The 19,834-nt window shown below is 59.2% G+C and carries 19 protein-coding genes and 1 tRNA gene; 11 read left to right on the forward strand and 9 right to left on the reverse strand.

The window, feature by feature from the left end; all coding sequences use genetic code 11:
* Positions 1–113: 113 nt before the first annotated feature.
* Positions 114–662, reverse strand: coding sequence for a ribosome recycling factor (frr, locus tag ACVW0B_RS10705; RefSeq protein ID WP_011429597.1), 549 nt, complete (start codon positions 660–662; stop codon positions 114–116).
* 247 nt (positions 663–909) lie between these two features.
* Between frr and ACVW0B_RS10710 the strand changes: the two genes are divergently transcribed.
* Positions 910–1,488, forward strand: coding sequence for a hypothetical protein (locus ACVW0B_RS10710; protein ID WP_457473945.1), 579 nt, complete (start codon positions 910–912; stop codon positions 1,486–1,488).
* Between the two features lie 13 nt (positions 1,489–1,501).
* Here ACVW0B_RS10710 and recR read toward each other — a convergent pair whose 3' ends face one another.
* On the reverse strand, positions 1,502–2,101 hold the full coding sequence (recR, locus tag ACVW0B_RS10715) for a recombination mediator RecR (protein WP_457491646.1): 600 nt from the start codon (positions 2,099–2,101) through the stop codon (positions 1,502–1,504).
* Positions 2,102–2,136: 35 nt separating this feature from the next.
* Positions 2,137–2,472, reverse strand: coding sequence for a YbaB/EbfC family nucleoid-associated protein (locus ACVW0B_RS10720; protein WP_011434432.1), 336 nt, complete (start codon positions 2,470–2,472; stop codon positions 2,137–2,139).
* Positions 2,473–2,691: 219 nt separating this feature from the next.
* Between ACVW0B_RS10720 and ACVW0B_RS10725 the strand changes: the two genes are divergently transcribed.
* Together ACVW0B_RS10725 and ACVW0B_RS10730 are read left to right on the forward strand one after the other, a co-directional pair.
* Entirely contained in the window at positions 2,692–3,588 is an 897-nt protein-coding gene (locus tag ACVW0B_RS10725) for a carbohydrate ABC transporter permease (protein ID WP_414408672.1), read from the forward strand.
* 18 nt (positions 3,589–3,606) lie between these two features.
* Positions 3,607–5,115, forward strand: coding sequence for a UbiD family decarboxylase (locus ACVW0B_RS10730; protein ID WP_414329038.1), 1,509 nt, complete (start codon positions 3,607–3,609; stop codon positions 5,113–5,115).
* Here the strand turns inward: ACVW0B_RS10730 and ACVW0B_RS10735 are convergent.
* Positions 5,112–6,323: an ABC transporter permease gene (locus ACVW0B_RS10735; RefSeq protein WP_457491647.1), complete on the reverse strand. Its 1,212-nt coding sequence runs from the start codon at positions 6,321–6,323 to the stop codon at positions 5,112–5,114. The genes ACVW0B_RS10730 and ACVW0B_RS10735 overlap by 4 nt on opposite strands.
* Positions 6,320–7,693, reverse strand: a complete 1,374-nt coding sequence (locus ACVW0B_RS10740; protein WP_457491648.1) for an efflux RND transporter periplasmic adaptor subunit — start codon at positions 7,691–7,693, stop codon at positions 6,320–6,322. The genes ACVW0B_RS10735 and ACVW0B_RS10740 overlap by 4 nt, the downstream gene beginning before the upstream one ends.
* A gap of 165 nt (positions 7,694–7,858) precedes the next feature.
* Between ACVW0B_RS10740 and rplS the strand changes: the two genes are divergently transcribed.
* The 4 genes from rplS to ACVW0B_RS10760 all read left to right on the forward strand — a co-directional run bounded on the left by rplS (position 7,859) and on the right by ACVW0B_RS10760 (position 10,094).
* Positions 7,859–8,251 (forward strand): 50S ribosomal protein L19, encoded by a 393-nt coding sequence (gene rplS, locus ACVW0B_RS10745; RefSeq protein WP_457482586.1) that lies wholly within the window; start codon positions 7,859–7,861, stop codon positions 8,249–8,251.
* 51 nt (positions 8,252–8,302) lie between these two features.
* A tRNA-Trp gene (locus ACVW0B_RS10750) sits at positions 8,303–8,375 on the forward strand.
* Positions 8,376–8,444: 69 nt separating this feature from the next.
* Entirely contained in the window at positions 8,445–9,272 is an 828-nt protein-coding gene (locus tag ACVW0B_RS10755) for a tetratricopeptide repeat protein (RefSeq protein ID WP_457491649.1), read from the forward strand.
* Positions 9,273–9,671: 399 nt separating this feature from the next.
* The gene (locus ACVW0B_RS10760) at positions 9,672–10,094 is read left to right on the forward strand and encodes a hypothetical protein (RefSeq protein WP_457491650.1); all 423 of its coding nucleotides are present in this window, start codon (positions 9,672–9,674) and stop codon (positions 10,092–10,094) included.
* A gap of 151 nt (positions 10,095–10,245) precedes the next feature.
* Here ACVW0B_RS10760 and pgl read toward each other — a convergent pair whose 3' ends face one another.
* The gene (pgl, locus tag ACVW0B_RS10765) at positions 10,246–10,977 is read right to left on the reverse strand and encodes a 6-phosphogluconolactonase (RefSeq protein WP_457491651.1); all 732 of its coding nucleotides are present in this window, start codon (positions 10,975–10,977) and stop codon (positions 10,246–10,248) included.
* A gap of 86 nt (positions 10,978–11,063) precedes the next feature.
* A complete protein-coding gene (locus ACVW0B_RS10770) occupies positions 11,064–12,071 on the reverse strand; it encodes a phosphoribulokinase (protein WP_457491652.1) in 1,008 nt (335 codons plus the stop codon).
* Between the two features lie 351 nt (positions 12,072–12,422).
* On the opposite strand from ACVW0B_RS10770, the gene ACVW0B_RS10775 reads away from it, so the two are divergent.
* Positions 12,423–13,313, forward strand: coding sequence for a ferredoxin--NADP(+) reductase (locus ACVW0B_RS10775; RefSeq protein WP_414388625.1), 891 nt, complete (start codon positions 12,423–12,425; stop codon positions 13,311–13,313).
* Positions 13,314–13,453: 140 nt separating this feature from the next.
* On the forward strand, positions 13,454–16,102 hold the full coding sequence (leuS, locus tag ACVW0B_RS10780; RefSeq protein WP_457491653.1) for a leucine--tRNA ligase: 2,649 nt from the start codon (positions 13,454–13,456) through the stop codon (positions 16,100–16,102).
* 13 nt (positions 16,103–16,115) lie between these two features.
* Here the strand turns inward: leuS and ACVW0B_RS10785 are convergent, their stop codons facing one another.
* The gene (locus tag ACVW0B_RS10785; RefSeq protein WP_457491654.1) at positions 16,116–17,360 is read right to left on the reverse strand and encodes an RNA-guided endonuclease InsQ/TnpB family protein; all 1,245 of its coding nucleotides are present in this window, start codon (positions 17,358–17,360) and stop codon (positions 16,116–16,118) included.
* Between the two features lie 57 nt (positions 17,361–17,417).
* Here ACVW0B_RS10785 and tnpA point away from each other — a divergent pair, with 57 nt between their 5' ends.
* Complete coding sequence (gene tnpA, locus ACVW0B_RS10790; protein WP_011432180.1) at positions 17,418–17,858, forward strand: IS200/IS605-like element ISSoc10 family transposase; 441 nt, start codon at positions 17,418–17,420, stop codon at positions 17,856–17,858.
* Positions 17,859–18,063: 205 nt separating this feature from the next.
* Positions 18,064–19,455, forward strand: coding sequence for a TldD/PmbA family protein (locus ACVW0B_RS10795; protein ID WP_457491655.1), 1,392 nt, complete (start codon positions 18,064–18,066; stop codon positions 19,453–19,455).
* 23 nt (positions 19,456–19,478) lie between these two features.
* Here ACVW0B_RS10795 and ACVW0B_RS10800 read toward each other — a convergent pair.
* A partial coding sequence (locus ACVW0B_RS10800; RefSeq protein ID WP_457491656.1) for a zinc ribbon domain-containing protein occupies positions 19,479–19,834 on the reverse strand: 356 nt, incomplete at its 5' end.

The raw sequence follows: 19,834 nt of genomic DNA on the forward strand, positions 1-19,834 counted from the left end.
GCTAAGTTTCAGGACGGGTGTCCGGGTTTTTATCAAAAAATTGGGTCATAACCCCGTCCTACCGCTGCGCAGAAGCAATCCAGTAGAGTGGGGAGGATGCCAGCAAGGAGCCTTCACAGGGTCGTCAGCTCCTTTTCTTTTTCTGCCAGCAGCTCATCGATCTTCTTAATGTAGCGGTCAGTTAGTTTCTGGATGGCATCCTGCAAGCTTTTGGACTCATCTTCAGACAGCTCGCCGTTTTTCTCTCGCTTGCGCACCGAGTCAATGCCATCCCGCCGGATGTTGCGGATCGAGACTCGCCCCTCTTCGGCTAGCTTGGCCACCTGTTTGCTCAGCTCTTTGCGGCGCTCTTCCGTCAGGGGGGGAATGGTGAGCCGCACCACCTTGCCGTCGTTGCTGGGGGTTAGACCTAGGTCAGAGGCAACAATGGCCCGCTCAATGGCCGCCAGGGTCGAGGGATCAAAGGGCTGGATCAAGAGAGTGCTGGAGTCTGGCGTGGTGAGGCTGGCCAGGGCCTTCAGGGGAGTGGGCACGCCGTAGTACTCCACCTGAATCCGATCCAGCAGGCTGGAATTGGCCCGCCCGGTGCGTACCGTATTAAAGGAGCGCTGTGTGGCTTGCACAGCTTTGTTCATCAACTCCTCAATCTCAGCTAGCTCCACGGGGTTTTCCTCGCTTTCAAAATCAGTTTCCAGATATCAGGCTCTGGCAGCAAACCTGGCACCTCTACGGTGAGCCTGACCTCAATTTTACTGCCTTGTTGGGATCCAGATGGGATCCCGTTCCTCAGAGCTGCACCTGCAGTCGGCGAATTTCTCGCCAGATGCCCCCCAGTGGGATGGTACGAGCTCAAAGCTTCCCCTAAACTGCTCTGCAGTTTACTGCACAACACAGGCACAACAAAGTTTTATGCTCTCTCGCCAAATTGGTTCTTCAACGGCCCTAACCTGGCTGATCGGCAGCTTGAGTCTCTTGGGTTTTGGAGCGGCTGCGGCAGCCTTAGAGCTGCAGATTGTGTCCCCCAATGCTTATAAAGTGCCCTACCTGGGAATTGATGGTGTTTTCACTCTGGATACGTCCCTGGAACAATCGGCCAACGATCCGCGCAATCCGAAGCGGGTGAAGTTTGAGAAGATGGAGTTCTTCTCCTTCTACGCCGATCTGGAGGGGAAAAAGCCCCTGGCGGAAAATTGTCGCTACGCCTATCGGGGGGCTGCGCCGGATCCCTTCTACTACCCCGATCGTTCCCTCAGTTCCATCTGGGATCTGTTTCAGTTGCAGCCTGGAGCAGACGCCAGTTGCGAGACCTTCACCTATGTGATTCTGCGGGCACCCCACGGGGATCCGGTGCACATGCACCTGCGCTACGGAGGCCGCAACAGCAGCTTCCAGGAACTTCTGAATATCAGCACTCTGCCGGAGGATCCTGCCAACTTCAACCCCTGGTGGAGCACCTACTGCGCGGAGGGGGTAACCGGCTGCGATTGAGGGGCTGAGCGGCTCACAACTCCTGCCGCGCTTCCAAGGCACGGGCCAGGGTAACCTCGTCGGCATATTCCAGCTCGGATCCCATGGGCAGGCCGAAGGCCAGGCGGGTCATGCGCAAGGTGGGGGCAACTGGCTTCAGGTAATCCTTGACCACGTGCATGGTCACCTCTCCCTCTACACTGGGGCTGAGGGCGAAGATCAGCTCCTGCGGTTTTTCCCGTGCCACCCGGGCCACCAGCTCGCGGATGTGCAGTTGATCGACCCCGATCCCGTTCATGGGGGAGATGAGGCCGCCCAAAACGTGGTAAAGCCCCTTGAACTCGCGGGTGCGCTCCATCGCAATCAAGTCTTTGACGTCGGCCACCACGCACCACAGCAAGGGATCCCGCTGTGGCGAACGGCAAATCTCACAGGGATCCTCCGCTGACCAGTTGAAGCAGATGGAACAGTGCCGAACCGTCTGCTTGGCTTCCAGCAGGGCTTTGGCCAGGGCCTCGATCTCGCCGGCAGGCCGGTTGATCAAGTGGAGAGCTAGGCGCTGAGCGGTTTTGGAGCCAATGCCGGGCAGCCGTTGCAGCTCTTCGATGAGGCGAGCCAAGGGGGGAGTGTACATACAGAGTTAAGCAAGCGAGGTTAAGCAAGTGGGGCTCAACCCAGTCCCAACCCCGGCAGACTGATGTTTCCGGTCAGCTCTTCCATGCGTTTGCGCATCGTCTCAGCAGATTGGGTGTAGGCGTTCACCATTGCTGTCAGGAGCAAGTCTTCTACCACATCCACCGACTCCTGGAGCACTTGGGGATCCAGAGAGACCTTAAGGGGTTCTTGGTTGCCGTTGACCGTCACTTTCACCAGCCCATTGCCGGCTTCGCCGACGATCTCCATCTCTTCCAGCTCTTTTTGCAGCCTTTGGGCGCCATCGCGCACCTCTTGGGCTTTCTTGAGCGCTTCTTGGATTTTGCCGAAGGGGCCAAAGCCTCGAGTCATGGGATCCTCTCTTGGGTTATCCAGATACTGCTGTTCTACTCTACCCGTTTCCCCATCGCCGGTGAAAGCACTCGCAAGTCTGGGCAGAGGTGCTTGCACCGCTAACGCGACCGGTCTTCCTTAGGTTGCCCTTAACTCTGGCGGATTATCCTCTCAAGAGAAGCCAAAGATCGACTCAAAAGCCCATCTGCTCATCGGTGTTCGCCGTCTGGAGGTGCTATGGCTCAATTGTTGCAGGATCCCCGCTCTCAAGTGGCCCAGCCCAATTCAACTTGGGTAGAGCCTTCTCCCTGGCGTTGGCGGCGCTGGATCCCGGAGCGTTGGTATGTGCATTTGGGCCTGGTGCTGGCCTGCTTGGTTCTGGGATTTCCGGTGTTGTACGCCCTGCTCGTGAGCACCCAGAACAATGCCGAGGTGTTCCGCTATCAATTGACCTTTGGCTCCTCTTTTGCCTTCAACTGGCATCAGGTGATGGTGGCGCGGCACTTGGGCCACTACATGGTCAACAGCACCATCGTGGCGGTGGCGATCACCGTGGGCAAGACGGTTTTGTCGCTGCTAGCCGGGCTGGCCTTTGTGTACTTCCGCTTTCCCGGCAAAGGGCTGGCCTTTGGCTTTGTGCTGATCACGCTGATGATGCCCACAGAAATCTTGATCATTGCCCTGCTGCGGTTGGTCACCAACTTGGGCTGGGGATCCACCTACTACGCTTTAATCGTGCCCTTTCTGGCCAGCGCCACGGCCACGTTTTTGTTCCGCCAGCATTTTTCCAACATTCCCCGCGAGCTGGCGGAGGCGGCCCAACTGGACGGGGCCAACCCGCTGCAATTTCTCACCCAGGTGCTGATCCCCTTGAGCTGGAACGCCATCGGGGCGCAGGCGGTGATTCACTTCGTTTACGCTTGGAATATGTACCTGTGGCCCCGCTTGATCGTGCAAGGCCGAGAGCGACAAGTGGTGCAGGTGGGGCTGCAATCCCTGCTCAATCTGGATAGCTCGGCCTCCTATGGCCCCATGATGCTGGGGGCGATCATCGCCAGTATCCCGCCGCTGCTGGTGTTTATTGCGCTGCAGAAGCCCTTCATGAGCGGGTTAGCCCTCAATCGCGACAAGTAAGCCCTTAGGTTCCCTTTCATGCCCAGAGATCTACGCCGTTTTATTGCTCTGCTGGAATCCCGTGGTCAGCTCCGCCGCATTTCGGCAGAAGTGGATCCGGATCTGGAAATTGCCGAGATTGCCGATCGCCTCTTGGCCTGCGGGGGGCCGGCGCTGCTGTTCGAGCGGGTGAAGGGATCCTCAATGCCGCTGCTCATCAACACCCTGGGCACGGTGGAGCGCATTTGCTGGGCTTTGGGAATGGAGCAGCCTCAGGATCTGGAGGAACTGGGGAAAAAGCTGGCCCTGCTTTACCAGCCGCGGCCACCGCGGAGCTTTGCCCAGGCGGTGGAGTTGGGACAGGCGCTGCTTAGCGTCTTCAAAGCGAGACCCAGCCGGGATCTGATCCCTCCCTGTCAGCAGGTGGTGCGGCGGGGAGAGGAAGTGGATCTCACCCAATTGCCCCTGTTGCGGGTCTACCCCGGCGATGCCGGACGGGTGCTGACCTTGGGCCTGATGGTCACCAAAGACCCGGAAAACGGGATCCCCAACGTGGGGGTGTACCGCCTGCAGTTGCAAAGCCGCACCACCATGACGGTGCAATGGCTGTCGGTGCGGGGGGCAACTCGGCATCTGCGCAAGGCGGCAGCCCTGGGCCAAAAGCTGGAGGTGGCAGTGGCGGTGGGGGTGGATCCGGTGGTGATTTTGGCGGCGGCCACACCTCTGCCGGTGGATCTGTCGGAGTGGCTGTTTGCCGGTCTCTACGCCGGAGAAGGGTTGCACCTGGCCCAGTGCAAAACGGTGGATCTGCAGGTGCCGGCTCATGCTGAGATCGTTTTGGAGGGCACCATCACCCCTGGGGAAGTGGCCCCCGACGGGCCTGCCGGGGATCACATCGGCTACTATGGCCCCCGCAACGAGCAGGCCCCTCTGATTCGCTTCCACTGCTTGACCCACCGCCGGGATCCCATCTATCTCACCACCTTCAGCGGCAAGCCCCCCAAAGAAAACGACATGATGGCGCTGGCCCTGAACCGCATCTACACCCCCATCCTCAGGCAGCAGGTGCCGGAGATTGTAGATTTCTTTTTGCCGATGGAGGCGCTGGGCTACAAAGCAGCCATCCTCTCCATCGACAAGGCCTACCCTGGCCAGGCGCGGCGGGCGGCTTTGGCTTTTTGGAGCGCCCTGCCCCAATTTAGCTACACCAAGTTTGTGATCGTGGTGGACAAGGATATCAATGTGCGGGATCCACGGCAGGTGCTCTGGTGTCTGTGTTCGCGGGTGGATCCGCAGCGGGATGTGTTTATTCTGGCGGACAACCCCTTTGACACCTTGGACTTTGCCACCGAAAAACGGGGTCTGGGGGGCAAGATGGGCATTGATGCCACCACCAAAATTCCCCCAGAAACCGATGCTCCCTGGCGGGATCCCCTCACTCCGGATCCAGAAGTAGCCCGCCTGGTGGATCGCCGCTGGGCGGAGTACGGCTTGGCGGATCTCAATTGGCAGCCGGCGGATCCCCGCCTGTTTGGATACGATCTCTAGGCCCGCAGGGCCTCAATGGGATCCAGTTGCGCCGCTTTGCGGGCCGGGAAAATGCCGAAGACCAGCCCAATCCCAGTGGAAAGGGAGAACGCCACTCCCACTGCCACCGCATCGACTTGGGTGGCCAAGGGGGTGAATACCTGCACCGCCACCAGCAGGCCGCTGCTGAGGAGGATCCCGAGCACCCCCCCGGTCACGGCAATGAAAATCGCTTCGGCGGCAAACTGCTGCAAAATCTGCCGGCTATCCGCCCCAATCGCCTTGCGCAGCCCGATTTCATGGGTGCGTTCCGCAACCGAGATAAGCATCACATTCATGATCCCCACCCCTCCCACCAGCAGGGAGAGGGCCGCCGTGCCCGTCAGCAGCACCCGCAACAGGCTCAAAATCCTGGCCGACCCATCCAGGAGCACCTTTTGGTTGCGGATGATGAAGTCATCTTCTCCCACCAATTGGTGCCGCTGGCGCAGCAGGTTGCGGATTTGGAACTCGGCAGCGGGCAGATCGGCTTCAGAGCGGGCCGAGACGAAAATCGCCGTCAGCTCTGTGCCGTAGGGGGAGCGTCGCCCGACCAACTGATTGGCCACCACATCCACCGGCAGAAACACTCCGGCATCGCTGTTGCCAAACACCGTCGGCTTCGAGCGCAAAGTGCCGATTACCTCGAAAGGCAAATTGTTCAGCAGGACGGTCTCCCCAATGGCAGCGGCAGGGTCCAGGCCGAACAACTGGCTGGCGGCATCGCTGCCCAGCACCACCACCGGGCGCTGTTCCTCGATGTCGGAGGGCAAGAGAAAGCGGCCTGCCTCGATCTCCAGGTTCAAGACCGACAAGTACTCCGGCCAAGTGCCGGTGGCCTCATAGCGGCGATCCACTCCACCTCGCACAGCGCGCACATTGGTGCCCAGGCTGGGGACAGCTGCTGACACGGCAGGCACTTCCGCCGCAATAGCCCGTACATCCTCCAAGGTGAGGGGGCGGATGTTGCCGGCATCAGCTAGGCCCAAGTTGGCCGAAAAGACGATCAGCAAGTTGGTGCCCAGAGAGCGAAATTGATCCACTGCCATCTCTTGGGCAGCATAGCCAAATCCGGCAATGGCCACCACCGCCGCATTGCCGATGAGGATCCCGAGCATGCTCAGCCCGGTGCGCAGGCGATGTCGTCGCACCATTTGCCAGGCCATTTTGGCCGCCGTTGCCAGGCTCATGGCTGTTGCTCCGCTCTTTTAATCAAAGTCTCTAGGTTCACCCCAGGAGGCAGGGCAGTAAAGACCCGATCCCCTGCCTGCAGACCGGAGAGGATCTGGGTAACTCCACCCTGGGTAATGCCCGTTTCCACGCGGCGATATACAGGTCGCCGGGTTTGGGGATCCAGCAGGAGCACGCCTTCCTGGCTTTCCTCCCGGAGGATAGCCACTGAGGGCACCGTCAGAGCCTGAGGCTGGGGATCCCCAATGAAATCCACCGAAACAGTCATGCCGGTGCGCAAAAAGTCGGCCCCAGGCTCCGGTTCAACGAAGACCCGAAAGACGGTTACCTCCCGCACCACCACGGTAGCAGGCGCAATCCGCTTCACCCGCCCCTGCACTACGCGGTCGGGGTAGGCCAGGGAGCGGATCTCCACCGGCTGGCCCACCCGCACCTGGGCAATTTGGGCTTCTGGCACTTCTGCCCGCACCTCAATTCCCTGGGCCAGCGCCAAAATGGAACTGGAAGAAGCTGCGGTGGCATCGGAAGTTGCTGTTGTGGGAGCTACAAAGGATCCCACCTCGGCAAAGCGCTGCACCACCACACCGGAAAAGGGGGCGCGGACTTCGGTGTCAGCCAACCGGGATTGCCGTTGGGCCAGCTCGGCTTGTGCCTGGGCAATTTGGGCTTGAATTTGCTGTAGGGTTTCCGGGCGGCTCCCCAGTTGCAATCGCTCCAACTCCTGTTGAGCAGCTCGCAAATCCGCTTGCGCTTGTTCCAGGCGGGCCGAGCGTTGATCCAGCTCGCTGCGGGCTACCACCCCCGCCTGCACCAGGGCCTGGGTGCGCTCTAACTCCCTCTGAGCCAAGTCCACCTGCGACCGGGCAGCATCCACCCTGGCCTGGGCCGCCGCGATCACCTGGGGGCGTTCTCCGGCCTGTTGCTCCGCTAGACGGGCTTGCAGCTCTTGAATGCGGGCCTGGGCTTGCCGAATGCCGCTGGCAAGATCGCCGTAGTCCATCCGGGCCAACAACTGCCCTGCCACCACTTCATCTCCCTGATCCACCAACAGTTCCGCCAGGCGACCCGACTCGCGAGGGCTGACATTCACCTGGCGGAGCGGCTGCACCTGGCCGCTCACCCGCAGGCGTTGGGTCAGATCCACCACTTGAACCGGTACCGTCAATCTTTCCAGCCGTTCTGCCCTCTGCTGCTGCAGCTGACGCTGGATCAGGAGACCGCTGCCCCCTAGGCCGGCCAACAGCAAGCCCAGGAGCATCCAGCCGAAGGGAAATCTCTTGGGGCGGGGTTTGCTCTGGGACAGAGGCTGCTCTGCAAGCTTGGGAGTAGACAGGGATCCCGTCTTGGGCTCATCGGTGTGCAGGATCACAAAAGTCTCCCGTTTGTAACAAAAGCTTTATCTTTGTCTAGCCTATTGGAAAAATGGGGGAAGCGTAAACACGGTTTCCCGCCTCTTGAGGTCTATTCGGCCAGCTCTGTACAAAAAACAGCGACGATTGTTACCATGGTTAACTGCCGGTAGCGCGGGAAGGCCATGAACGTTCGCATCAACGCTGAGGAGATCATCCGCTCCATTGAAGCTGCCCAGATGAAGCCGGATCTGCCGGAGATTCGGGTTGGGGATCAGGTACGGGTGGGAGTTCGCATTCAAGAGGGGGGCAAGGAGCGGGTACAAGCCTTTGAGGGCACGGTCATTGCCATGCGCCACTCCGGTATCAACCGCACCATTACGGTGCGCAAGGTTTTCCAAGGGATCGGTGTGGAGCGGGTTTTCCTCATTCACTCCCCGCGCATCGAGTCGATTCAGGTGCTGCGGCGGGGTAAAGTGCGTCGGGCCAAGCTGTTCTATTTGCGGGATCGGGTGGGCAAAGCCACTCGCATCAAGGCTAAGGCAGAGAGTGCGGATAGCAAGGAACAGCTTCTTTGAAAGGTGGGTGTACCTGCTACACTGGGTAAGCGGGTGTAACCTTTGGCCAATGCGTCCTTAGTTCAGTTGGTAGAACGTCGGTCTCCAAAACCGGATGTCGGGGGTTCGAGTCCTCCAGGGCGCGCTAACCATCAGACCCCCTGCGGCGATGGCTTCAGGTGGGGACACCCCATCCAAGGTGGTTTTTGCAGCCATGAAGTCCGTCAGTGTACCCAACCTACTCCCTGCGCTGCTGCTGGGGCTGCTGCTTTGGTTGGGGATCCCTATCTGGCCTGGATCGGGTGTGGTGGCAACGGCAGCGAGCAACAGGGTAGATCACGAGATCGATCGACTGTTTGAGGAGGCCTTTGCGGCTACTCAGAGGGGAGATTTTGCCCGGGCGGAAACCCTGTGGACTCAACTGTTGCAGATCCAGCCGGACAACCCGGCCCTGTGGAGCAACCGGGGCAACGCCCGTGTCAGCTTGCACCAACTGCAGGCAGCTCTGGAGGATTATGCTGAGGCCATTCGTTTGGCCCCTGAGGCACCGGATCCCTATCTAAATCGAGGAACTGCTCTGGAGGGGCTGGGGCGGTGGCAGGAAGCAATTGCCGATTATGAGCGGGTGTTGCAGTTGGATCCCAACGATGCGGCAGCCTACAACAACCGCGGCAATGCGGAAGCAGGGCTGGGCCAATGGCAACAGGCCTTGGCTGACTACCGCCGCGCCACAGAATTGGCTCCCGACTACGCCTTTGCTCAGGCCAACTATGCTTTGAGCCTCTACCAGGTGGGTGAAACAGAAGCTGCTCTGCGCTTGATGCGGGCTCTGGTGCGCAAGTACCCGAAGTTTCCAGATATGCGGGCTGCTCTCAGTGCCATCCTTTGGGTGCAGGGTCGGCAAGGAGAGGCCGAAAGTCATTGGGTGGCTGTGCAAGGGCTGGATCCCCGCTACGCCGACCTGGAATGGGTGAAAACCGTCCGCCGTTGGCCACCGGCGATGGTGGCAGCTCTGGAGCGTTTCCTTTCTCTCAAGTCGTGAGGATCGGGATCGCGTCGGAGATACCCTGGGCCTTGGCTCTGCGCATTGGCGAAACGGTTGCTGGGGATCCCCGCAGCCAGAGTCTCAGGTTACATCCTGGCTGGGGGTATGGAGATTGCTAGATTGGGATCAAGCCGAGGGAGGATTCCGGCAGCAGGCTCAACCCAGAGCCAAGAGAGCGCAAAGGGATCCCGGAGCCTCTCGGTAGACTGTGAAAAAGACTGTGTAAAGGATTGCTTCCTTCGACACCTTGTCGCTTTCTTCTTCGTCTGTTTTAGACCTATCGCGGCGCGTGGTATCAACGTGAGTGCAATGGCTTGTTTCTCTCGCTCTTCTTCCTTCTTCCCTGATGGGAGAGGGGGGCTGCGAAGTCACTGGAGCTGGGCAGGGCTGTTGCTCGTGGTTCTGCAGATTGGGCAACCTGCCGTCGCTCAGACGGAAACCCGAGTTTGGAGCGGAACCGGCCAAATTTTGAGCGGCCAGGGGCAAGGGGCTACGGTGCAATTGGTTTTGGAAACGGGTGGCGGACGCATCTGGAGCCAATCGGGGCCGGCTTTGGATGCACCGTTTTCCGGCGGCCATATTTCGGTAACCAGCGGTGATGGCACCTGGCAAATTCAATCGCAAGGGGATCAGTTGTTGGTCACCTTTTACCGCGGCGAGCAGATCATCCGCTGGCAACTGCGGCCCATGGGCGAGATCCCCAGCTCTTCTCCTTCTGCGCCATCCAGCTCCCTGAGCAGTGACTCCGCCCAGCCCGTAGCGCTGCCCGTCCAAGAGCTGGTGATTCCAGTACTGAAGAATTTGCCCGGCAACCCCTGAGGGATCCCTGCCCCGCCGGTTCTCGACCCATGAAACCTGGTGCGTTGGCCGCTGGGGCTATCAAACCTGTGGCCACTGGAATGGGCTGGGATGATTTTGGGGGCGGTGGGCCTGGGGATCCTATCCCATCGGCAGTTAGCCCGCCTGTTGTTTAGCTGAGCAGCGGGACACAGGGCAGGGGCAGTTGAGCTGCTGCCGCCGCATCCAGCAACCACAGCAGCCGTCCTCTGGGGTTTATGCGCTGGCAGGGTAGATGAGCTGCGGTGGTCAGCGCCTCTTTCACGATGGGGGCTTTGTTCGCTCCGGTTACCAGGAACACCACCTGGGCTGCCTGATTGAGGACGGGATAGGTCAAGGTTAGACGCGGCTCCTGCCCTTTTTGCCCCACTGTCACCCAGCGGTGCTGCACCTGCAGAGCGGCGGTGTCGGGAAATAGAGAAGCTGTGTGGCCGTCTTCCCCCACCCCCAGCCATACCAGGTCGAGAGAAGGGCACTCTGCACCGAAAATCTGCCGCAGGGTCGCCTCGTATTCGGCAGCATCGCGAAGGGGATCCCCCGCTTGGGTGGGCATAGGGAAAACTTGAGCCGCCGGGATCCCGATCTGCTGCAGCAGGGTTTCTCGTACCATGCGGTAGTTGCTCTCAGGGTGATCCGGGGGAACATAGCGCTCATCCCCCCAGAACAGCCAGGTTTGTTGCCAAGGGATCCCTGGGGTTTGGGCCAGGGCAGCATACAGCTTCTTGGGGGTGCTTCCCCCGGCCAAGACCACCGTAAAGCGTCCCCGCTCGCGAATGGCAGCGGCTGACCGAGCTTGCCAAATCTCGATGGCCCGTTGGATTAAGACGGGGCCCTCCGGAAAGATCTCCAACTGGAATCCCTGCATACACCGAAGCCCTACTGCTGACCTATGCTGGGTCAGCCGACCTGCACCAACACTTTACCGAAGGGATCCCCTAAGCGGGGCAAACACTAGGAAGCCACCGCTAGCTCTTTGGCTTCTGCCCGAATTTGCTCGTAGAGGGCGCGCAGCTTCAGGCCCACGATGATCTGAATCAGACCAGAGCCATTGCGGGATCCCGGGTATTCTGGGTGCTTGCGCAACAGTTCCGTCAGCTCGCCATAGTAGCGGGTGGACAGGTTGCTCAGGTGGTTCTCGATGTAGATGACCTCTTCCAGCTTGTCGAAGGTGCCGTCGATCTCCAAAATCGAGACTGGGTGATCGAAGTAGGTGGAAGGGCCATAGTGGAGGCGGATCCCTGGGTAGGAACAGGTCAGCTTTTTGCCGCAGGGGATCCAATCAATGGTGGAGCCTTCGTCAAAGAGATAAACATGGTCGAAGTACTTCACCCCTTCCCGCTGGATCAGCCGCACCCGCAATACCTTGTGCTCTGGATCCAGCTCCGGCAACAACTGGGTAGGCAAAACCTCAATGACGGCATCGGCGTACTGCTTCTGCACATCGACATAGGCTTCAAAGTCCGGGCGGCGAGCCTCGATTGAGCGCAACACATCTTCGTAGGTGTGGCCCCGCTCGGCCATGTCCCGCTTCACCTTCCAAGCAATCTTGATCTCCGGCGCCAGATCCAAGTACACCTTAAAGTCCAGCAGCTCGCGCACCCGCTCGTCATACATGGGATGCAGCCCCTCTAGGACGATGATGCGGTTGGGCTCCACCAGCTCCGGCGGGTCAATCATCCCCGTCTCGTGGTTGTAGATGGGCTTCATCACGCTTTGGCCGTTCTTAAGCGCCTTGGCCTGCTCGTACATCAGGTCGAAGTTGTTGGCGCGGGGATCCAGCGCCGTGATGCCCTTCTCTTTGCGCTGGTAGCGATCCAAGGAGTGATAGTCATCCAGACAGATGGTGGTAATCAGATCCCGGCCAAATAGATCCCCCAGCCGGCGTAAAAAGGTGGACTTGCCACAGCCAGAATCTCCGGCGACACCAATCATCACAACACGATCAGGACTGCTTGCCATGGGAACTCCTTGGGGACGGGCAGGGCAAAACTGAGAAAAAGGCTCTAGAAAGTTACCAACTGTTACGGTCTTGCATGATACCAAATAAAGCCGTTACATCACAAGCCGCTGGCAGGCCAGAGAGGTGGGCACCCTAAGCAACAATTTAACAAAAAATCCATATTTTTGGCCGATGAGCTTGGCCGGGATTATTTTTCCGGGGTTGCCGCTCTCAGGACGGCCTGGGGGGCTGGCGAAGGTCGTCTGCTTCTCCTCTGACAAGTTCCATTTGAGCAGCCGGGCTGCTGTGGTGTTTGCTATTTTGCTATATGTAAACTCATTTCCTCCCAGTGCCAGGAGCAGATCGCAGGTATGGTTGCCAGCGCAGAAAAGCGAGAGGTTGTCGTCAATCTGTATCGTCCCAACGCACCGTTGATCGGCCACTGCGTGGAGACCTACTCCATTGTCGGTGAAGGAGCACCCGGACTGACTAAGCACATTGTGCTCAGCTTGCCGGATCCCAACTACCGCTACCTAGAAGGGCAAAGCGTTGGCATCATTCCTCCTGGCGAAGATGCCAAGGGCAAACCCCACAAGCCCCGCCTCTACTCGATCGCTTCCACTCGCTTTGGCGATGATGGGGAGGGGCGCACCGTCTCTTTGAGTGTGAAGCGGGCCGAATATGTCGATAAAGAGACGGGCCAACCGGGGGTGGGGGTCTGCTCCGGCTTCCTCACCGATTTGAAGGCAGGCGACGAGGTGATGATCACGGGGCCATCGGGGAAAACCTTCCTACTGCCCGAAGATGAGAATGCCAACCTGATTTTGATCGCCACCGGCACCGGCATTGCCCCTTTTCGCGCTTTCATCAAGCACCTGTTTGAAGAGGATCCCAACTATCAGGGCAAGATCTGGCTGTTCTTTGGGGTGCCCACCACTTCCACCTTGCTCTACCACGGGGATCTGGAGGCCTGGAAAGCCCAGTACGGGGATCGCTTCCGCGTCGATTACGCCATCAGCCGCGAGCAACAAACCCCCGATGGCAAGAAAATGTACGTGCAAAACCGCATGGCCGAGTACGGCGCCGAGCTGTGGGAGATGCTGCAACAGCCCAACACCTACACCTACATCTGCGGCCTCAAGGGGATGGAGGACGGGATCAACAACGTCATGGGGCCTTTGGCCGAACAAGCCGGTCAGGATTGGAGCAAGTTCCAGAAGGAACTGAAGAAAGCAGACAGGTGGCACGAAGAAACCTACTGATCCCTGCTTGTGATCTCTGCTTGTCGGTTTGTCAGCGCCAATAGGGATCCCGTTCCTTGCTTGAGAGCACTGGCGTGGGGAGTATGTCAAAATGCTTCTATCTCCCAGCGTATGCGCTTTTTTCCCAGGAGCATCGAACCGTGGACGCGCGCTACAATCCCCAGGCCATTGAGAGCAAGTGGCAGGCCCACTGGCGTGAAATTGGGCTGGATCGCACCCCAGAGCTGAAGGACGGGAGCCGCAAATTTTATGCCCTGTCTATGTTCCCCTACCCCAGCGGCAACCTGCACATGGGGCATGTGCGCAATTACACCATCACCGATGTAATTGCCCGCCACAAGCGAATGCAGGGGTACGCAGTGCTGCACCCGATGGGCTGGGATGCCTTTGGCCTGCCGGCGGAGAATGCCGCCATCGACCGGGGGATCCCGCCGGCCAAGTGGACCTACCAAAACATTGCCCAGATGCGGGATCAGTTGCAGCGGTTGGGCCTGTCCTACGACTGGGAGCGGGAGATTACCAGTTGTTCGCCGGACTACTACAAGTGGACGCAGTGGATCTTCCTGCAATTTTTGCAGGCGGGCTTGGCCTACCAGAAAGAGGCGGCGGTGAACTGGGATCCGGTGGATCAGACGGTGTTGGCCAACGAGCAGGTGGATGCGGAGGGGCGTTCCTGGAGATCCGGCGCCCTGGTGGAAAAGCGCATGCTCAAGCAGTGGTTTTTCAAAATCACCGCCTATGCCGACCAACTGCTGGCGGATCTGGAAAAGCTCTCCGGCTGGCCGGAGCGGGTGCGCACCATGCAGGAGAACTGGATTGGCCAATCGGTGGGGGCTAAGGTGATTTTCAAAACCGAGGCAGGGGACGAGCTGGCAGTGTTCACCACCCGGCCCGATACCCTCTGGGGGGCCACCTTCATGGTGATGTCGCCGGAGCACCCCTTGGTGGACAAGCTCACCACTGCCGAGCAACTGCAGGCCGTCAGAGCCTATCAAGCCCAGGCCGCTGCCCGCAGCGAGATCGAGCGCAGCGCTGAAGACCGGGAAAAGACAGGGGTTTGGACGGGATCCTACGCCATCAACCCCGTTAACCAAGAGCGGATCCCCATCTGGATTGCCGACTATGTGTTGATGGGCTACGGGACGGGGGCCATCATGGCTGTGCCCGCCCACGACCAGCGGGATTTCGAGTTTGCCCGCAAGTTCGGCCTGCCCATCAAGCGGGTGGTGCAGCCGCCGGAGGGTTCTCCGGCCTCAGCGGATCGCGCCAGCGGGACGGAGTCCTCAGAACTGCAGGCTGCCTGGACGGGGGAAGGGGTGATGATCAACTCTGGCCCCCTAGACGGGATCCCGGTGGGCAAAGGCCCAGGGCAAAGCGTGGAAAGAGCCATCGCCTGGCTGGAAGCCCAGGGGCTGGGGGAAAAGCAGATCAACTACCGCCTGCGGGATTGGCTGATCTCGCGGCAGCGCTACTGGGGTTGTCCCATCCCGGTGATCCATTGTCCCCACTGTGGCATTGTGCCGGTGCCGGAGGAGGATCTGCCGGTGCTCTTGCCGGAGGAGGTGGAGCTGACGGGGCGAGGGGGATCCCCGTTGGCCCAGTTGGAGGACTGGGTGAAGGTGAAGTGCCCCACCTGTGGCGCGGAGGCTCGCCGGGAAACCGATACCATGGACACCTTCATCTGCTCGTCGTGGTACTTCCTGCGCTTCAGCGATGCCCGCAACGACCGAGAGATCTTCCGCAAAGACCGGGTGAACGCCTGGCTGCCGGTGGATCAGTATGTGGGCGGCATCGAGCACGCCATCCTGCACCTGCTCTATTCCCGCTTTTTTACCAAGGTGTTGCGGGATCGGGGGCTGCTGGATTTTGACGAGCCGTTCCTGCGTCTGCTCACCCAGGGGATGGTGCAAGGGCGCACCTACTACAACCCCAACAAGTCCGGCAAGGATCGCTGGATCCCGGCAGCTCTGGTGCAGGATCCCAACGACCCGCGGGATCCGGAAACGGGCGAGCCCCTGCAAGTTATCTACGCTACCATGTCCAAGTCCAAGGGCAACGGCGTGGATCCTGAGGAGGTGCTGGCCCACTACGGGGCAGATACGGCCCGCATGTTTATCTTGTTCAAGGCCCCGCCGGAGAAGGATCTGGAGTGGGACGATGCCGACGTGGAAGGGCAATTTCGCTTTCTCAACCGCGTCTGGCGGCAGGTGTACGAGTTTGTCGTTCGCGGTGGCGGGACGAAGTCCTGGCGGGGCAGGGTCTCAGAGCTGTTGCCGGCCAAGGTCGAGGTGGGATCCCTGACCAAGGCGGAAAAAGATCTGCGCCGGGCCATCCACACCGCCATCAAGGAAGTCAGCGAAGATCTGGAAAACGATTATCAATTCAACACTGCCATTGCCGAGCTGATGAAGCTGAGCAATGCTCTGGGGGAGGCCGGGATCCTGGATTCGCCGGTTTATGCAGAGGGGATCCGCACGCTGGTGTTGCTGATGGCGCCTTTTGCCCCCCATATTGCGGAGGAGCTGTGGCAGGCGCTGGGGGGCGCAGACTCGGTGCATCGGCAGTCTTGGCCCAGCTATGACCCGGCAGCGCTGGTGGCCGACACGGTGACCATTGTGATTCAGGTGAACGGCAAATTGCGCGGCTCGTTTGAGGCCCCTGCCGAGGTAACGCCGGAGGAGCAGGAACAGTTGGCCCTTCGGTCAGAAGCAGCGCAGAAATATCTGGAAGGGGCAACACCCAAAAAAGTGGTGGTGGTGCCGAAAAAGCTGGTTAACTTTGTCCTGTGACATACTCCCGCACTCATGCTAACGCAAAGCGCTCCGCGCCGCTAAAGCGAAAGAGTGCGGGCTTCTCAGTGACTCCTGTGAAGGACATTTCCTGAGCTTTGAGAACGGGATGCCCCACCGCCCTGTATTTGATGTTTATCGCCGCGTTGTGGTCTCGGCCTAGTTCCAGTCCACAATGCGGGCAAGAATGCCATCTGTCTCGAATGGTTTTCGGTACTTTTTGACCGCACTGAGAACAGTCTTGGCTCGTGCCTCTTGGATCCACTGCAATCGCCCTCAGCCCAGCTCTTTCAGCCTTGACTGCGAGAATTTGCAGGAATTGCCCCCACCCGGCGTCATAGATGGATTTTGCTAGTCGGGTTCTCGCAATACCTTTGGTGTTGAGCGCCTCATACGCAATATGCTTCCCTTTGCTTACTAGCTTCTTGGCTACTTTGTAGTGGAAATCTTTACGCTGATTGGCCACCTTGAGGTGTGCCTTAGCCACTCGCTTTAAGGCTTTCTTGCGGCGGTTTGACCCTTTCTGCTTGCGGGATAATGACCGCTGCAGCCTCTCCAGCCGCTTTTGGGCGCGGCGGTAATACTGGGGCACTGGGACGGACTCCCCTGTATCGGTCACCAAAAAGGAGTCCAGCCCCATGTCGATCCCTATCGTGTTCTCCAGTGTTGCAGGCTCAGGAGCAAACTCGGGGACGGACGCATCTTGCAGGCTTAATGTCACATACCACCCATCAGCCTTACGGGTGATGGTGGCAGTCTTGATAACAAACCCGTCAGGCAGCGGACGGTGCTGAATCAGCTTAATTGCTCCGATTTTGGGCAGATGAATAAACTTCCCTTGAATGCAGTCCTGTTTTACCTGGGGAAAGGTGAAGGAACGATACCGGCCCGCCCCTTTGAATCTCGGCCTTCCTGCCCTCTTGCCGTTACGGTCGCCTTTCAGCCAGCGGTCGAATGCTTTGTGCACCCGCTCTATGCAGTTTTGCAGGACTTGCGAATGGATTGCTTGGTATTCGGGGAACCTTGCTTTGGTATTCACCAAGTCTCGTTTTTGGGAGTAGACATCCGGCCTGTCTTTCAGCTCAGGCAAATGACAGATTAAGGGGCAGGCGTTTATATTACAGCGGTTTTGTTCCCACCAGTTAAGCCGCTCTGCCAACCGATAGTTGTACTGCTTGCGCAACAGCTCCAGCCATTGCTCCATCAGGACAACTTGACTGGGCGTAGGCCGCAGGCGGTACTGATAGGCAGTCCTCATCTTAAGCGTACTCAGAAACCGCTACACTGATTATAGCGCCAGCAGGGATTAGCGACCATGAAGCATGATTTTGTTTCCAGCGGCAGAGCTGTATCTGATTTGAAGGCGCACTTGGTCTTAACCACCAAGTACCGTCGCAAGGTATTTACCAGCGAAATGCTGCAGCGATTACATGAAGTTATGTATGACCTTTGCCAAAAGTGGGGTTGCAAACTTATTGAGTTCAACGGCGAGGCAGACCATGTTCATCTGCTGTTCCAGTACTACCCGCAGGTGGATCTGTCCAAATTGGTAAACAACATCAAATCCGTCTCTAGTCGCAGGATGAGAAGCGAGTTTGCGGATTACATCAGCAAGATATACCGGAAAAATGTGCTGTGGAATGAATCTTATTTCATCGCTTCATGTGGTGGGGTAACAGTCTCGGCATTGAGCCAGTACATTGAAAGCCAAGGTACTCCCGCCTCTCATCCCGACCCAAGCGCTCCGCGCCGCTAGCACGTTCGCTTCAGCGGGCCGTAGGCCATACGTCCTACGGACAGAGGGCGGGGCTTCTCGGCGGTTTAGCTAACGGCGGGCCTGGCCAAAATGTTCCGCACTGCTGACACGAACGGGATCGGGGCTTTCACTCGGCGTGGCAGCTCATCGACTTTCCAGGATCGGGCTATGCTGGACTGAGGACTACACCCATCTCCCTGTTGCCATGCGAGACCTTCTGCGCGACATCCTTCGGGACTGCTCTGGCTTTGTGGAACTGCGCTACCACAGCAAGGTGTTCCGCAGCGTCACTGCCGAGAAGGGCCGCCTTGAGCGCACCGCGGTTCGTCGCCGTTCCGGAGTGGGGGTGCGGGTGTTGGAGGCCGGCACTTGGGGCTTTGCTGCCACCGGGGATCCCTCGCCGGCTGCCATTCGGGAGGCCATCGCTGAGGCTCGCCGTGCCGCCCAAGCCAGCGCCGACTACCGCAAACAAAAGCTGGGATCCCTGCCCAGTGTGCGGCTGGCCCAAGGGGAGTTCTGCGAGCCCGGTGTGGAGGAGGTGTTGAACAAACCGCTGGAGGCGAAGATCCAGTTGGCTTTGGAAACCGAGGCGCAGGCCCGGCAGGCCTCTCGCCAAATTAGCTCCGCCAGTTGCACCTACAACGAGATCTACGAGGAAAAAGCCATTGTCACCACCGATGGGGCGGATGTGGCCTTTCGTCTGGTGCGCCCCGAGCTGCGAGTTCAGGCGGTGGCCGAAGCTGCCGGCCAGCTCAGCAGTGGCTCCGAGGCCATTGGGGTAACAGGGGGATGGGATTGCCTGTTCCGCTCGCATCCCTTGCAGATGGCGGAAAAGGCGGCTGCTACCGCGGTTGATTTATTGTCCGCAGGCTACGCAGAAGGGGGATGGGCCACGGTTATTCTGTCGCCTTCCATCGTGGGGCTATTGGTGCACGAGGCCATTGGCCACACGGTCGAGGCGGATTTTGTCCTGGCGGGTTCTGTGGCTGCCGGCAAGCTGGGGCAGCGGGTGGCCAGCGACTTGGTTACTCTCAAAGACTCCGGCCATTCGGAGTTTATGCCAGGGGCAGGGGGAACCCTTCCTGTGGACGACGAGGGCGTTCCTACCCAAAGCACCACCATCATCCAAAACGGCATTCTGGTCAGCTATCTCCACAACCGCGAAACTGCTGCCCACTTTGGCGTAGAGCCCACCGGCAATGCCCGCGCCTGGGAATATGCCGATGAGCCTTTGATCCGCATGCGCAACACCTTCATTGAACCCGGATCCCAAACGCTAGAGGAAATCATCGCCAGCACTCCCGATGGCTACTTCCTGGATGGGGCCAGGAACGGGCAGGCGGACTCCACCGGCGAGTTTATGTTTGGGGTAGAGCGGGCCTACCGCATTCGCGATGGCAAGCTGGCGGAGTTGCTGCGCGGTGTCACCATCACCGGCAATGCTTTTGAGGTGCTGCAATCGGTGGATGCCGTCTCGCGGGACTTCCTGTGGGACTTGGGATCCGGCCATTGCGGCAAGGGTCAACCGGCCAAGGTGGATGCGGGCGGCCCCTACATTCGCTGTCGGGCCATTGTAGGTGGGCAACAACCTGTGTAGTTATTCCCTTGGCGCTGATACATTTACGCTGAACACTGCTGAGCATTACTGCTCAGCGGTGAAGCGATAGCATTCTGTCCGTTTCCAAACAGAACGGCGGTATCCCGCAAAGCCCTGAGCATGACGCCCAGAGCGCCTTGCCAGTCTCGTGGTAGCCTATGGTTGCACTTTGGGCATCTAAACACCTTTGCGCCACCCAACTTGGTGTGGATGTGCCCACACTTGGTACAGGTTTTACTGGTGTACGCTTCCGATACTTCCACGACGACCACGTTTTTCTTTTTGGCTTGAAACTTCAGGAACTGCTTGAACCGATAGTGCGCCCAGGTGAGCATCGCCCTCGCCGTCTTGCTACCAAACTTCCTCCCCGCCTTGGCAA

The organism is Thermostichus sp. MS-CIW-23 (assembly GCF_054059455.1).

Excerpts from the sequence above, each read along its gene's own strand:
- ACVW0B_RS10710 (WP_457473945.1), top strand. The coding sequence starts at position 910 with ATGCTCTCTCGCCAAATTGGTTCTTCAACGGCCCTAACCTGGCTGATC.
- recR (WP_457491646.1), bottom strand. The coding sequence starts at position 2,101 with ATGTACACTCCCCCCTTGGCTCGCCTCATCGAAGAGCTGCAACGGCTG.
- ACVW0B_RS10720 (WP_011434432.1), bottom strand. The coding sequence starts at position 2,472 with ATGACTCGAGGCTTTGGCCCCTTCGGCAAAATCCAAGAAGCGCTCAAG.
- ACVW0B_RS10725 (WP_414408672.1), top strand. The coding sequence starts at position 2,692 with ATGGCTCAATTGTTGCAGGATCCCCGCTCTCAAGTGGCCCAGCCCAAT.
- ACVW0B_RS10730 (WP_414329038.1), top strand. The coding sequence starts at position 3,607 with ATGCCCAGAGATCTACGCCGTTTTATTGCTCTGCTGGAATCCCGTGGT.
- ACVW0B_RS10735 (WP_457491647.1), bottom strand. The coding sequence starts at position 6,323 with ATGAGCCTGGCAACGGCGGCCAAAATGGCCTGGCAAATGGTGCGACGA.
- rplS (WP_457482586.1), top strand. The coding sequence starts at position 7,859 with ATGAACGTTCGCATCAACGCTGAGGAGATCATCCGCTCCATTGAAGCT.
- ACVW0B_RS10755 (WP_457491649.1), top strand. The coding sequence starts at position 8,445 with ATGAAGTCCGTCAGTGTACCCAACCTACTCCCTGCGCTGCTGCTGGGG.
- pgl (WP_457491651.1), bottom strand. The coding sequence starts at position 10,977 with ATGCAGGGATTCCAGTTGGAGATCTTTCCGGAGGGCCCCGTCTTAATC.
- ACVW0B_RS10770 (WP_457491652.1), bottom strand. The coding sequence starts at position 12,071 with ATGGCAAGCAGTCCTGATCGTGTTGTGATGATTGGTGTCGCCGGAGAT.
- ACVW0B_RS10775 (WP_414388625.1), top strand. The coding sequence starts at position 12,423 with ATGGTTGCCAGCGCAGAAAAGCGAGAGGTTGTCGTCAATCTGTATCGT.
- ACVW0B_RS10785 (WP_457491654.1), bottom strand. The coding sequence starts at position 17,360 with ATGAGGACTGCCTATCAGTACCGCCTGCGGCCTACGCCCAGTCAAGTT.
- tnpA (WP_011432180.1), top strand. The coding sequence starts at position 17,418 with ATGAAGCATGATTTTGTTTCCAGCGGCAGAGCTGTATCTGATTTGAAG.
- ACVW0B_RS10795 (WP_457491655.1), top strand. The coding sequence starts at position 18,064 with ATGCGAGACCTTCTGCGCGACATCCTTCGGGACTGCTCTGGCTTTGTG.